This is a genomic window from Rhizobium sp. CNPSo 3670 (genome assembly GCF_057784555.1).
Map to the genome: position 1 here is coordinate 89,701 of NZ_JBXSOL010000010.1, position 13,101 is coordinate 102,801.

13 protein-coding genes and 1 tRNA gene are annotated in these 13,101 nt (G+C 62.2%); 3 read left to right on the forward strand and 11 right to left on the reverse strand.

What is annotated here, in order from left to right; translation table 11 throughout:
* Position 1 precedes the first annotated feature (1 nt).
* The gene (locus AC13QO_RS12730) at positions 2-817 is read right to left on the reverse strand and encodes a chromate resistance protein ChrB domain-containing protein (RefSeq protein WP_085778662.1); all 816 of its coding nucleotides are present in this window, start codon (positions 815-817) and stop codon (positions 2-4) included.
* Between the two features lie 335 nt (positions 818-1,152).
* Here AC13QO_RS12730 and AC13QO_RS12735 point away from each other — a divergent pair, with 335 nt between their 5' ends.
* A complete protein-coding gene (locus AC13QO_RS12735; protein WP_085778663.1) occupies positions 1,153-1,467 on the forward strand; it encodes a hypothetical protein in 315 nt (104 codons plus the stop codon).
* Positions 1,468-1,796: 329 nt separating this feature from the next.
* Here the strand turns inward: AC13QO_RS12735 and AC13QO_RS12740 are convergent, their stop codons facing one another.
* The 10 genes from AC13QO_RS12740 to AC13QO_RS12785 all read right to left on the reverse strand — a co-directional run bounded on the left by AC13QO_RS12740 (position 1,797) and on the right by AC13QO_RS12785 (position 10,829).
* On the reverse strand, positions 1,797-2,099 hold the full coding sequence (locus AC13QO_RS12740; RefSeq protein WP_085778664.1) for a hypothetical protein: 303 nt from the start codon (positions 2,097-2,099) through the stop codon (positions 1,797-1,799).
* An 86-nt stretch (positions 2,100-2,185) separates the two neighbouring features.
* The gene (locus AC13QO_RS12745; protein WP_085778665.1) at positions 2,186-2,482 is read right to left on the reverse strand and encodes a hypothetical protein; all 297 of its coding nucleotides are present in this window, start codon (positions 2,480-2,482) and stop codon (positions 2,186-2,188) included.
* 127 nt (positions 2,483-2,609) lie between these two features.
* A tRNA-Lys gene (locus AC13QO_RS12750) sits at positions 2,610-2,685 on the reverse strand.
* A 219-nt stretch (positions 2,686-2,904) separates the two neighbouring features.
* A complete protein-coding gene (locus AC13QO_RS12755) occupies positions 2,905-3,816 on the reverse strand; it encodes a PhzF family phenazine biosynthesis protein (protein WP_085778666.1) in 912 nt (303 codons plus the stop codon).
* Between the two features lie 225 nt (positions 3,817-4,041).
* A complete protein-coding gene (locus tag AC13QO_RS12760) occupies positions 4,042-4,812 on the reverse strand; it encodes an NUDIX hydrolase (RefSeq protein WP_085778667.1) in 771 nt (256 codons plus the stop codon).
* A complete protein-coding gene (locus AC13QO_RS12765; RefSeq protein WP_085778668.1) occupies positions 4,809-5,918 on the reverse strand; it encodes an endonuclease/exonuclease/phosphatase family protein in 1,110 nt (369 codons plus the stop codon). Before AC13QO_RS12765 ends, AC13QO_RS12760 begins: the two co-directional genes overlap by 4 nt.
* Positions 5,919-6,249: 331 nt before the next feature.
* A complete protein-coding gene (locus AC13QO_RS12770; protein WP_085778669.1) occupies positions 6,250-7,269 on the reverse strand; it encodes an ABC transporter ATP-binding protein in 1,020 nt (339 codons plus the stop codon).
* Positions 7,257-8,951, reverse strand: a complete 1,695-nt coding sequence (locus AC13QO_RS12775) for an ABC transporter permease (RefSeq protein WP_085778670.1) — start codon at positions 8,949-8,951, stop codon at positions 7,257-7,259. The genes AC13QO_RS12770 and AC13QO_RS12775 overlap by 13 nt, the downstream gene beginning before the upstream one ends.
* A 7-nt stretch (positions 8,952-8,958) precedes the next feature.
* Entirely contained in the window at positions 8,959-9,936 is a 978-nt protein-coding gene (locus tag AC13QO_RS12780; protein WP_085778671.1) for an ABC transporter substrate-binding protein, read from the reverse strand.
* A gap of 125 nt (positions 9,937-10,061) precedes the next feature.
* A complete protein-coding gene (locus tag AC13QO_RS12785) occupies positions 10,062-10,829 on the reverse strand; it encodes an alpha/beta fold hydrolase (protein WP_085778672.1) in 768 nt (255 codons plus the stop codon).
* Positions 10,830-11,015: 186 nt separating this feature from the next.
* On the opposite strand from AC13QO_RS12785, the gene AC13QO_RS12790 reads away from it, so the two are divergent.
* Both AC13QO_RS12790 and AC13QO_RS12795 read left to right on the forward strand, forming a co-directional pair.
* Positions 11,016-11,486: a MarR family winged helix-turn-helix transcriptional regulator gene (locus AC13QO_RS12790; RefSeq protein ID WP_085778673.1), complete on the forward strand. Its 471-nt coding sequence runs from the start codon at positions 11,016-11,018 to the stop codon at positions 11,484-11,486.
* A 219-nt stretch (positions 11,487-11,705) separates the two neighbouring features.
* Positions 11,706-12,764: an aldo/keto reductase gene (locus tag AC13QO_RS12795; protein WP_085778674.1), complete on the forward strand. Its 1,059-nt coding sequence runs from the start codon at positions 11,706-11,708 to the stop codon at positions 12,762-12,764.
* Positions 12,765-13,101: the final 337 nt, after the last annotated feature.

Genomic DNA, 13,101 nt, shown 5'->3' on the forward strand with positions numbered 1-13,101 from the left:
CTCATGCCCTCTTTTTCGGCGCGGGCCAGTTGTGGGTCTCGTCGGTCGCATCACGGCACCAGCGGAAGAAGGCATCGTAGAGAAGCATTCCGGCCTCGAGTTGCTCCAGATCGTCGGAATACATTCTGGAGAGGCCGAGCGAGGCGGCAAGCAGACCGGACGCCTCGGGTGCCAGATCGAGCCTGCCCGTATCCGCCGCCCTGACGATCCGCGCCAGGCGCAAGAGCGGTTCGGACGCCAACCCGAATTCCTCGACCATCACGTCGAAGGTGCAGAGCTCGCCGCGATGGCTCCAGAACACGTCCTCGATATCGAAGGGCGCAGCTCCGAAGCGCTCGCCGACGGCGACAACCTCAGGGGCCGGCACGAACAGGAACACGGCGTTCGGATCGACGAAGCGCCGGATCAGCCAGGGACAGGCGATGCGGTCGATCTTCGGCCGCGCCCTGGTCACCCAGACGGTGCGCCCCAGCCCGTCGCGGCGCGGCAGTTTCGCCTCGGGCACCGTTGGTCCGGCCGCGGCCCAGGCTTCAAAACCGCCTTCGAGGCTTTCCGCCTCGATCCCCGCATGCCTGAGATAAGCGGCGACGCCGTGGCTGAGCTTGGCTCCCCTGTGGCAGACCACGACGACGGCATCGGCATCGATGCCATCAGCCCACGACGCAACCTCGGCGTGGTCGCGCCGGATCGAGCCCGGCACCAGGCGCGGATCGAGCGCGAAATCCTCGTCCGTGCGGACGTCGATGATGCAGGGCGCACCGGGTGTTCCGATGAGGCGGCTGAGCTTGTCGGGAGATATTTCGAGAAATGACGGCATCACGCGTCCCTCCGTTGATCGGTTGTACCGGACGCGATTCTTCAGCATGTCGCCTCGTGGGGTGATCGCAACCCCAGAACCAAAGCATTGGCAAAGACACCCCGTCCTGTCAAGGACGACGCTTCCGCTGCGGTTAGGTCCGTCTATACGGCGGCTGTGCCGTACATATGACAGCCAGCGATCTCCTCAGGTGTCATCCCCCGCAATTGCCTTTCGCTACCGCTCGAGAAGCCGCTCCAACCCCAAAAACCCCGGCAATACAAACGCTTCGCCGCCAGAATGGAACAAAAGTCCCGCTCGTCCATTTCTCACACACCGAAAGAGGAGAAAGTACCATGACGTACGACCCCAATAATGCCAACGATCCGAACCGCCCGCTGAACCCGAACCTGGACCTGCGCACGACGCCGCCGGCGCGCAGCAGCAATACGTGGGTTGTTTGGGTTGCTGCATTGGCCGTGATCGCTGTTGCTGCATTCGCCTATTCGCAGTGGAGCAGCACATCTCCCGGCACTTCGCCGGATACGACAGCCTCCACGACCCAGTCCGAGCCGGCCCCGGCTAAGCCGATCGCTCCGACCGATAACAGCGCAACGCCTGCTCCGGCACCTGCACCGGCCACCCCGCCGGCCGCTCCTGCCCAGCAGTAATCGCTGCCCGGTCATAAGGAGCCGCGCTAGATGCCTCCTTGGCGTATCCGGCAGGACACGCCAAGGAGGATCTATGCAATGATCCCGGGGAACTGGTGACGCGCCGGCACGGCTTCTTTTCTACGGCCGGCCCTTGAATAACCGCAATCGGCACTTATTTAGAGATTATTAAATTTGTCTCTGACGGCTGACCACGGATGTACTGGCAGCCGTCATTGAGACAGATCGAGGAAGGTCGGTGCGAGTTTCGCCCGGCCTTTTTTCTTGGCCTGTCGGGCAAGACCGGGCGATTTCACGCTCGCCGCGTGAAGCGCCCCTGCAGCCCGATGTTAGTTGGGAATCCTGTTGTAGAAGGATTGCGGATCGTACACGCACTCGTAGTCGAGAACGCACATCTTCCCGTCTCTATCCCTCACCGTTGCAGTGTCGTACTTGTCACCCAGATTGCATCGGGCCGGCGGATAACGGAAGCTGCGACCGCCGATGCCCATGCGCACGAAAACGGCTTTGTCCTTACGGATGATTTGCGCAAGCTCCTTGCAGCTGTGATCCCTGGCATTGACCTCTACCGCCTCGGCGGCAAGGGCTGCGGACGGAAACAACAGGGCGAAGGCCAAAAAGAGGCTTTTCATGGGAACTCCTGGACGCGAGAGCGTGATGAACGACAAAAAACGTGAGCGGTTTTGGATGATATCCCACGCAACTGAGAACGAATTCTTCAGGGGAAATTATAGGGCGACGCCGGGTCGAACACGCAGGCATAGTCCAGAACGCAAGTCCTCCCTTCGGCATCGCCAACGCTTGTCGTGCTGCGCTTGTCGCCCATGTCGCACTGCGCCGGCGGGTAGCGGAAGCTGCGGCCGCCGAGGCCGACACGGACAAAGACCTTCTTGTTCTGCCGGATGATCTGCGCAAGCTCGCTGCAGCTGTGGTCCCCCGCTTTGACCTCCACTGCGCTCGCTGCAAAGGCCGGCAGCGGCAAGGATAAAGCCACGATGAATATGACGGTTCTCATGACCCCTCCCGTTAATAGGGGAGAGATAGGGTGCGCAGGTCGACACGGCCAGTCATGCCGAGACATGCGGTCGGCCTAGAAACAAGACCATGCGCTGACGCTATTCAATCAATCTTATCAAGAGATTTGGTGGGTGATGTAGGGCTCGAACCTACGACCCGCTGATTAAGAGTCAGCTGCTCTACCAACTGAGCTAATCACCCGTTCGCGCTTGGCTGCGCGGTGTGACGGGGCGTATAAACAGGATCGGCAGGCTTGTCCAGCGCATCAGCGAAAATTCTTTGGTTAATCTCAAAGATTTTTCCGCAGCGCCGAAATGCGGCACACACTCCTAGAACTCGGAATCGATCTTCGAGAGGGATGATGCGCCAATTCAAGGTGATAGAGCGTCCCGGCTGACGGAGCGCGGCGCTCTCGCAAACTCAAAGCTCAAGTGTGCCGCTCGCCAGCCGCACCGCCTGGCCGCCGATCCGCGCGTTGGAAATCGTCCCGCCTTCGACATCGATATGCAGGTGGATGAAGGACGGACGACCCATCTCGACGCCCTGCTCAATCATGATCGGGTGGTGCCCGTCCGTAAGCCGGTCAAAATGGCGGATTGCTCCGGAGAGCGCCGCCGCCGCCGCGCCGGTGGCCGGATCTTCGACGATGCCCATGCCGCTGGCGAACATGCGCGCATGGAACTTCGCAACGTGGTTGACGCCGCCGCGGCAATAGACATAGGCCGAGGCAAGCGCGCCATCGGCGAAGGGCACGATCTTTTCCCAAAGCTGCGGATCGAATTCCACCCGCTGAGCCGTGCCGACATCGTGCACCGGAATGAGCAGAAACGGAACGCCGGCGCTCCAGACCGAGGGGACGTGATTTTCAAAGCCGATTTCGGTGACCTTCAGCGACAGCGCATCGGCGATGCCGAGCTTGTCGAGCGGCATGACGGCTTGCTGCGATTTGCGCGGCAGGTCAAATTCGGCAAAGCTCGCCTCACCCTGCCTCAGCCGCACGGCGCAACGCACCGGCCCGACGTTTTCCTCGAGCACCATGACGAGATCGAGGGCCGCTGCGCCATGAGCCCGCTCGGCCAGCGCCACCGCAGTGCCGACCGTGGGATGGCCGGCAAAGGGCAGCTCGCGGCCCGGCGTGAAGATTCTGAGCTTCGCCGCGTAGGCGGGATTGGTCGAAGGCTGCACGAAAACCGTTTCGGAGAGATTGATCTCTCGGGTGATCGCCTGCATCGCCTCGTCGCTGAGATCGTCGCCGTCGAAAACCACTGCGAGTGGGTTGCCCGCAAGCTTTCGATCGGTGAACACGTCATAGACGCTGTAGCTTCGCGCCACATCGGCCTCCTTGAATCGATCGTCGGGCCGTCAACCTGCCCGACCGTGCGACCGAGTGCAAGGCGCTAACTCGGGTAAGAACAACCCGTCGCCGGCCGGAGACGTCTGCACTCGGCAATTTGCGCGGGATCGTTAATGAAAATCGATCTTTCTCGGAAGCGCTTGGCGAGCGTGGTACCCCCCAAGGGGTCTCGAAGGACGAGGTCGGCCTCTGATTGCCGCGCGCTATGCGCCCCTCTTCCCGAAATACCAGTCAATCACCGGCAGCATCGCGATGTTATACGGATAAGCGTTCCGATCAGCCGAACGGATCGCCACCGCACCCGCGATCTCCTTGTCTTCGGCAACCAGCATGTGGGCCTCGATCCGCTCGACCATCTCGTCGGCCGTCAGGTCGAAACGGAAGAGCCTCAGCAACGTAACCGTACGCCTGGCGTGGCTGGCAAAGAGCCCCTGCCCCGCCACCGAATCGGAAAGATTAAGGCCGGTTTCCTCGAGCACCTCGCGGCGCATGTTGGCCTCGATGTCGCAGCGCCCGTCGAAGATATCCTCGGGTTCCAACGAGCCGGCGGCGAAATAGACCTGGCCGGGATTGGCGGTGTGCGCACCCATGCGGATCGCAACCAGCGCGCCGTCGGAGCTTTCGAGCACGGGATAGGCGAAGATGTGCAGCCCGCCTTGGCGCTGCGGCTGGCGGCGCCAGTACATGAAGGCGGAAAAAGGCGTGACGTAGCCCTCACCCGAAATTCCCTCCTCGCCGAGCGACAGCCGCTGCTGGAAGATCAGGCGCCCGTCGAAGAGTGCCGGGTTGGCGGCGATCTCCCTCAGCCAATTCTCGCGGATCGCCGATTCCTCGGCGGCGACGAAAGGATGAGTGCCGGGCAGGACGCGGAGATCGACGCCGGCGATGGGGAAGACCGTAGCTTCCGGCGGCCAGCCGGCGAAATCATCGGAAAAATCAGTGTTCGGAAAATTTATCTTCAAATTCGTTTTCATGGGAGATCCAGTGTGATGACGACGGGGCAATGGTCGGAGGCCTTCGGCCGGTCCCAGCCGGTACGAGGATAACGCTCCACCTCCTGGCCCGGCGGGAAGATGGTGCGGTAGGGTTGGCCGCTGCGGATGATCTCGGGCAGGCGTCCGGCATTAAGGGCGGCAAGTGCGGGCGAAAGCCAGATATAATCGAGCTGGCAGAGGTGCTGCTCCTGCGGCCCGCGCGCATGATAAAGCGTCCAGCGGTCGAGGGGCTGACGACGGCGGACGACATTTTCAGCAAAGCTGTCATGGCTGAAGACGTCGAGCGCGCTCTCGGTCTCCACCTGATGCTCGAAACGATAGCCGGCGCCACGCCGCCCAACGACGTCGACGCGCTCCTGATAGTCATTCATGTCGCCGCAGATGGCAAAGCTCTTCGAGGCTGTGTGGCCGGCGCCGAAGCGGTCCTCGATGATGCGGCGCACGGCGCGCGCCTCGGCGCGACGGAGCGGCAGTGTCGATTGCCGGCCGTCCAGGCCGTCGCGCGCACTGCCCATCGACTTGAAATGCACTACATAGAGCGAGAAAGGCCTGCCGCCGATCAGGAGGTCGAGTTCCAGGCAGTCCCGCTTGAATATCTTGTCGTCGATACGATTGGTAAGCGCCAGTTCCTCGTCGAAGAGATCGAAATCGCGATAGGTCGTCATCGCATGGCTTCTGATATCTCTAAGCTCGATCTTCTGGCCATCGCGCGTTTCCTCGCGCATCAGCACGGCGACATCGATGCCGCGGCTGTCATTGCCCTCGACCAGGAATTTCTGCCGATAGCCGTTTCCGACCATGCGGAAGAGATAACCGTATTCGAACGCCTGAAGGGCGGCCATATTGTCGATTTCCTGCAGGCAGAGAATATCGGCGTCGGCATCCGCGATCGCCAGCGCCGTCATCTGCCTCGTATCATCGGTGGCGGCGATCACGCGCGCTTGCTCGAGCTGCTGGTAGACGCCCTCGCTGTTCACCTCGAAAAGCTTGATGACGCGATCCTGGCGCAGCTGGTTGCGAAAACCCGTGAGATCGAAACGGGTCAGCAGGTTTTCGACGTTGAAGGTGGCGAGGCGGAGCGACATGAGAAAGGTCCGGTTGCGCGCAGTACCTTATCCGGCAATCGCCGCAGGAAAAGATGGCAGGGCCAAGAAAATTGCGGATAAGCTTGGCTTCCAGGACCGAAACAAGCCGCGTCGGCATCCGGTTCCGCACGGCTGCGTGTCTGGTAGGCTACAAGCCCCGATAGTCCGCAAATATCAGAACTAGAATAATGCATGCCCGGCGAACCGATCGCCTCAACGCGTTTTTCCACGGCGCTTAGAAATATTCAACTTCTTTCGATTCGGAACGAGGCATCGGCGACTTTCAACATTATCGCCAAGCTTCAACGACCGTAAGGGTCACCCGCCTTCGTCAAAGCCGCCATCCGGCACGGATGACGACGCGTATCTTCTCGCCGGCCCCGACAACGGCGCGGCTGAAGGCGCGCAACGTCTGGCCGTTTCCGAGCGTCAGTTTGACGGCGTAGCGCTCGCCCTCGAACAGCACGGATTCGACGGTCGCGGGAGCGCCCTCGCCGCCGATGATCACATCCTCCGGCCGCACCAGAATATCGGCGCCATCGGTATTGGCCGCCTGCAGCGCATCCTGCAGCTCGTCCCACTCCAGATGGCGCTCGCCGCCCATGATAGGCAGCGTCAGGATTGCGCCGCGCCCGATCAGCCCGCCGACGATTCGTCCTTCCGGGCGGGCATAGATTTCGGCCGGCGGCGCCACCTGTAGCAAGCGTCCTTCGGACATGACGGCGACGTCGGTCGCCAGCGCCATTGCCTCGCTCTGATCGTGGGTGACGTAGATCATCGTTGCGCCCGAGCGCTGGTGGAAGTCGCGAAAAGTCTCCTCCATCTCCTGCTTCAGGTGCCGGTCGAGATTGGCGAGCGGTTCGTCAAGCAGCACGACATCGGGCGACGTCACCAGGCAGCGGGCGAGCGCCACGCGCTGGCGCTGGCCGCCGGAGAGATCGGCCGGCCGCCGCCCGGCATGATCGGCAAGCCGCACCGCGGAAAGCGCCTCGCCGACCTTCGCCCGGTATGCCTCGCCCAAGACACCGCGCACCTTCAGGGGATAGCCGACATTGTCGGCGACGCTCATATGCGGCCAGAGCGCATAGGACTGGAAGACCATCGCCATGTTGCGCTTCTCGGGCGGCAGCGACTGGGCGGCATCTGCCAGCAGCCGCTCACCGAGATGAATCGAGCCGTCGGAGGGCGTCTCGAAACCAGCGATCATTCGCAGCACCGTCGTCTTGCCGCAGCCGGAAGGCCCGAGCAGCGCCAGAAAGCCGCCGTCGCGCACATCGAGCGAAAAGCCGCTGACGGCCGCCCGCCCGGTGCCGAAATCCTTGGCCACCTGGTTGAGGATCAGTTGCGCCACGGGACCACCCCTTTCGGCAGGCGTTTGGACAGGAGTTCCAAGAGCAGCATTAGGACGACGACCATCAGCACGACGAGTACTGACAGTGCCGAGGCAAGGTCGGAACTGCCGCTGTCGTCGAGATTGTAGATCGCGACGCCGAGCGTCTGGGTGCCGGCCGACCAGAGCAGCGCCGAGATCGTCAGCTCGTTGCAGGCGATGAGAAAGACGAGGATGACGGAAGCGCCGGCGGCCGGCGCGATCAGCGGCACGATGATATCGGAAAGCCTGCGGAAGAAGCCGGCGCCGGAAAGCCGCGCGGCCTCTTCCAGCGCCGGATCGAGCTGGTGGAAGGCGCTGACGACAGGCTTCAGGCTGGCGGCGAAGAAGGAGGAAAAATAGGCAATAAGGGTGATCCAGATCGTCCCGTAGAGCGAGACGTGCAGGACGGGGATCGGTGCCGCGAAGACGAGAATGAAGGAGACCGCCATGACGATGCCCGGCAGCGAATAGGGTATCTCGATCAGGCTGGAAACGATCCGCGACGCCATGTCTCTGCGTCGCGTCAGTGCATAGGCCGCAAGCACTGTCACCACAAGCAGACCAAGTGCGGTCGCGCCGGCAAGCGACAGCGAATTAACGAAGGCCGTGCGTGTCACCGCCTGCCGGAATAGGATCTCCTGAAAGGCATGCAGCGACATAGTCTTGAAGGTGAGTGGTACGCCATAAGCCGGCACCAGCGCACCGGCAACAAGCGCGAAGAAGGGGGCGGCCAGCATGAAGAACAGGATCGCCCAGAGGAGCGGCGGGAAGGCGAAGCGCCAGGGGCCGAACTCGAAGACGGCACTTGCCCCCGACAGGCCGATGACGCGATAGTCGCGGCCTCTGAGCGCCCGGTCCTGGATCATCAAGCCTGCGACCGAGATCATGGCGATGATGCCGGAGAGCACGGCGACATCACCGAAGGTGCGGCTGGTGAAGGCAGAGAATTTGGTGAAGATGAGCGTCGGCAGCGTGTAGATCGAGGCCGGGATGCCGAGAATGGCGGGAATGCCGAAATTGCCGGTGCAGGAGACGAAGGAGATCGCCGCGCCGGCGATGATGCCGGGCAGAGACAGCGGCAGGATGATGTCGCGGAACACCCTGAGGCTCAAGGCGCCGGAAAGCCGCGCGGCCTCGACGCCGTCGCGCGGCAGCGTCATCAGCCCGGCGCGCAGCGCCAGATAGACCAGCGGCGCATGCTGCACGCCATAGAGCAGCGCAATGCCGCCCACCGAATAGAGCGGCTGCGGCGAACCCAGCGGCGGCGCAAGCGAGAGCGCCTTCAACAGCGGGCTCGACGGCCCCGACATCTGCACCCAGGCAAGTGCCGTCACCTGCGGCGGGATCATCATCGGCAGCACGAAGAAGAAGCTGAGCAACCCCTTGCCGCTGATATCGGTCAGCGTCAGCACGAAGGCGAAGAGGCAGCCGATGGCAAGGGAAATGATCGTGCCCAGGACCGCGGTGACGATGGTGTAATAGGTGGCCTGCCAGAGTGACGGTTCGCTCAGCACATCGATGACGCCGCCGCTGGCGAAGGCCACGATCCCGACCATGGCGAGGCGGGCGAGCGGCAGCACGCTGAAGATCAGGACTGATATGACGATAAAAGGAAACAGCCAGGCGGGCTGGCTGTTTCCCGGTCTCACATATCCTTGCATGGCTGGATCAGTTCGAGCCGTAAATACCGGAGAAGGTCTTCAGATCCTGATCGGTATTTTTCAACGCTTCCGCTGCCTTGATCGGCAGGACCTTAATGGTATCGCGCGCCGGGAAACCTTCCGGCAGCTTCATGCCGTTGCGGGCCGGGATATAGCCGAGCTTCAGGAAGCCTTCCTGGCCCTTTTCCGAGAGCACGTAATCGACGAACTTCTTGGCAGCCTCTGCATTCTTGGTGCTGGCAAGGATGCCGACCGGCTCGGTGACGGCCGAAACGCCTTCGCTCGGGAAGACAAATTCGACGGGTGCGCCCTTGGCCTTCTCGCGGATCGGCAGATAGTCGACGACCATGCCGTAGGCCTTCTCGCCGGAGGCGACCGACTTCAGGACGGCGCCATTGCCGCCGGCAGCGATCGCGCCGTTTTCGGCAAGCGCCTTGTAATAATCCCAGCCGAGGCCGGGAACTGCGGCCAGCGTCTGGGCGTGGATCAGCGCAGCACCCGAAGCGAGCGGGCTCGGCATGGTAACGAAGCCCTTGGTCTCAGGCTTCGTCAGGTCCTTCCAGCTCGTCGGCTTCATCGCGGCCGAGGTGTTGTACATGATGCCTGTCGTGATCAGCTTGGTCGAGTAATAATAGCCGTCGGCGTCATAGAGGCTGGCGTCGTATCCTGCGGCTTCCGGCGACTTGTAAGCGAGCAGCTTGCCGTCTTCCTTGAGGCGCTCCAGCGTCACCATGTCGGCGATGAGGAGGACGTCGGCGACCGGATTGCCGGCCTGGATCTCGGCCTGAAGCTTGGCGATGATCTTCGGCGTGCCGTCGCGCACCCAGTCGACCTTGATGTCAGGATTGGCGGCCATGAAGCCGTCGACCGTCGCCTGCGCGTCTTCGTTAGGCTGGCTGGTGTAGAGAACGAGGCTTGCGGCCGAAGCCGGAACGGCAAGGAGGCTCGCGGCGAGAAGAGCAGCGGCGGAAACGATCGTCTTCATGGGAGGGGTCCTCGGGAATTGCGTCACCCCTCCCTTATTAGTGGTCGTTGACAGAGATGTGACAGGAGGCAGCAGCTGCGCTGCGCCCTGAAACCACTGCGTTGCCGTCGCCTCTCCGATAGACGCTACTTCGCGGCCTCTTCGACGACTTCCGCCACCTTCTGCGGCTGCGAAACCATAACGACGTGGGACGCGCCCTCGACCACGACGGTCCGCTTGGAGCCTGCCCGCTCGGCCATGAAGGCAAGGGCTGCGGCCGGGATATTCTTGTCGCCGGTGCCGTAGACGAACCACGACGGCAGCTTCTTCCAGGCAGGCTCACCGGATTTTTCGGTCAGGGCCGCTTCGGTGATTGGCCGCTGGGCCGCCGCCATCAGGGCCGCCTGTTCAGCCGGCACGTCGCTGGCGAACTGATCACGGAATTTGGCCTGGTCGATAGAGAGGTCGACGCCGCCTGCGCTGAGCTTCACCGGGGCTGCAAGCGCTGCGCCCAGGGTGCCGCCGGGAAATTTGCCAGCGAGGTCGGCAACCGATTCCCCGGCCTCCGGCGCGAAGGCCGCGACATAGACCAGCGACTTGACGTTGTCGTGGCCATTCGCGGCGGTCGAGATCACCTGCCCGCCATAGGAATGGCCGACGAGGACGACGGGGCCGGCAATGCTGCCGAGGACGTCGGAAACATAGGCGGCGTCGCCCGAAACGCTACGCAGCGGATTGGCGGCAGCGACGACCGGGAAGCCGTCCTTGCGCAGGATCTCGACAACGCCGTTCCAGCTGGAGGAATCGGCAAAGGCGCCGTGAACGAGGACGACGGTCGGCTTGGCCGGCTGAGCGACGGCAGCACCGGGCAGAAGAGCGGCCGCCAGGGCGGCGACAGCAGCGAACTTGAACATGGGTCATATCCTTTCGTCGTTGAGATTCAATGGGAGCCGAACCGGGAGCCACCAGCTGCATTCCCTTCGGCTTGTTATTTGTAAGCGATTTACTTGTACACAATCTAAATAAGGGACGGCATGCCGGACGTCAATAGCTTGCAAATAGATCGTGCACAAATTACATTGAAATCAGAGGAGAGCGTGATGAAAAACACCCGAACGAATGATCTCGCCGACGTGCCGAAAATCGATGAAATGCTTTGCTTTTCAATCTATTCGGCAGGCCATGCCTTCAACCAGCTTTACCGCCCGCTGCTCGATGAGCTGGACCTGACCTATCCACAATTCCTAGTGATGACGGCCCTGTGGGCGCGTGATGACCGCACGGTGAAGGATCTCGGCGAGACACTTTTCCTTGACTCCAGCACCCTCACCCCGCTCTTGAAGCGGCTGGAAAATGTCGGCCTCGTCACCCGCAATCGCAACCCCGCCGACGAGCGCCAGGTGCTTCTCCGCCTGACACAGAAGGGACAGGCCCTCAAGAGCCGCGCCACCCATGTGTTCGACTGCATCGCCAAAGCCGTCGGTCTCGACGTCGAAACCGTCGGCAGGATTCGCGATACGATCGCTTCGCTTCGCGACAACATTCAGAGGAAAAACAAGGACGAGACCTGACGCGGCCTGGACCCGCCGCCTGATCGCTCCGTTCAGGATGATTCCCGTCGACAAGCCAATCACATATTGTACGATCTGCCGCGCGGCTCACGCCCCCCACGATCGATCGCAGTCTCTGGGCGGCAATCTCGCCGGCCCTCACGCAGGCGTGAACCTGCCGCCATTGCCATTCTACCGCGTTGAGGTACGTCAATCGCGTTTGATGAAGGAGGAGTTTCGATGGAATATCGTCTGCTCGGCCGCTCCGGCCTGAAGGTTTCGACTTTGACTATGGGCACCATGACCTTCGGCGGGGTCGGCTGGGCGAAGATGGTCGGCGATCTCGGCGTCTCCGAGGCGAAAAAGATGATAGATATGTGCATCGATGCCGGCATCAATCTGATCGATACCGCCAACGTCTATTCGTCAGGCGAATGCGAAAACATCATCGGCGATGCGCTCGCCGGCAAGCGGCCGCAGGGCGTACTGCTCGCTACCAAGGCGCGCTTCGGCATGGGCGACGGTCCGAACGACCGCGGCCTGTCGCGCTACCACCTGATCCGCGAATGCGAGGCGAGCCTCAAGCGCCTGAAGACCGACGTCATCGACCTCTACCAGGTGCATGAATGGGACGGCCAGACGCCGCTCGAAGAGACGATTGAAGCGCTCGACACGCTGATCAAGCAGGGAAAGGTGCGCTATGTCGGCTGCTCGAACTACTCCGGCTGGCACATTATGAAGGCGCTCGGCATCGCCAATGAGCATCGCTACCAGCGCTTCGTCAGCCAGCAGATCCATTACACGCTCGAAGCGCGCGATGCCGAATACGAGCTGCTGCCGATTTCGATCGACCAGGGCCTGGGCGTGCTGGTCTGGAGCCCGCTTGCCGGCGGGCTGCTTTCCGGCAAACACCGCCGCAACCAGGCCGCTCCCGAGGGAACGCGCCAGTTCGCCGGCTGGACCGAGCCGCCGATCCGCGACGAAAACCGCCTCTGGAACATCGTCGAGACGCTGGTGGCAATCGGCGAAGAGCGCGGCGTCTCGGCGGCCCAGGTGGCGCTTGCCTGGTTGATCGGCCGCAAGGCGGTCACCTCGGTCATCATCGGCGGGCGCACCGAAGCCCAGTTCCGTGACAACATCGCCGCTGCCGAGCTGAAACTCATGGATGAGGAGCGCAAGCGTCTCGACGCCGTCAGCCTGCCGCCGGTGATCTATCCCTATTGGCACCAGCTGAATACGGCGAGCGACCGGCTCGGCGAAGCCGACCTCGAGCTTTTCGGCCCGCATCTCCAGCAATAGCGAGAGAAGATCAGGCATGACACGGTGAAAGACAGCGTCCTTTCCTCAGAGAAGAAGGCGGAAGCAGTTCCCTCCCCTCCCTCATTCCTGTGCTCGTCACAGGAATCCAGCGTGCCCAAGTCCTTGGGCACGAGAGAGTCTTTCACGAATAGGAGTTCAATCACGGCGCGGACGCGCCGTGGCTGGATTCCTGTGACGAGCACAGGAATGAGGGATGAGAGGGCGTGCCATGCAGCCCCTCATCTGCCTTCAGGCATCTTCTCCCCGATGGGGAGAAGCGGAATGGTCTCGTTTCCTAGAAACGTCTGCAGTGGAAATTGAAGCGAGCGGCTTGCTC

Coding starts and splice junctions, on each gene's coding strand:
- AC13QO_RS12730 (WP_085778662.1), bottom strand. CDS start 817: ATGCCGTCATTTCTCGAAATATCTCCCGACAAGCTCAGCCGCCTCATC.
- AC13QO_RS12735 (WP_085778663.1), top strand. CDS start 1,153: ATGACGTACGACCCCAATAATGCCAACGATCCGAACCGCCCGCTGAAC.
- AC13QO_RS12740 (WP_085778664.1), bottom strand. CDS start 2,099: ATGAAAAGCCTCTTTTTGGCCTTCGCCCTGTTGTTTCCGTCCGCAGCC.
- AC13QO_RS12745 (WP_085778665.1), bottom strand. CDS start 2,482: ATGAGAACCGTCATATTCATCGTGGCTTTATCCTTGCCGCTGCCGGCC.
- AC13QO_RS12760 (WP_085778667.1), bottom strand. CDS start 4,812: ATGAAAACGAATTTGAAGATAAATTTTCCGAACACTGATTTTTCCGAT.
- AC13QO_RS12765 (WP_085778668.1), bottom strand. CDS start 5,918: ATGTCGCTCCGCCTCGCCACCTTCAACGTCGAAAACCTGCTGACCCGT.
- AC13QO_RS12775 (WP_085778670.1), bottom strand. CDS start 8,951: ATGCAAGGATATGTGAGACCGGGAAACAGCCAGCCCGCCTGGCTGTTT.
- AC13QO_RS12780 (WP_085778671.1), bottom strand. CDS start 9,936: ATGAAGACGATCGTTTCCGCCGCTGCTCTTCTCGCCGCGAGCCTCCTT.
- AC13QO_RS12785 (WP_085778672.1), bottom strand. CDS start 10,829: ATGTTCAAGTTCGCTGCTGTCGCCGCCCTGGCGGCCGCTCTTCTGCCC.
- AC13QO_RS12790 (WP_085778673.1), top strand. CDS start 11,016: ATGAAAAACACCCGAACGAATGATCTCGCCGACGTGCCGAAAATCGAT.
- AC13QO_RS12795 (WP_085778674.1), top strand. CDS start 11,706: ATGGAATATCGTCTGCTCGGCCGCTCCGGCCTGAAGGTTTCGACTTTG.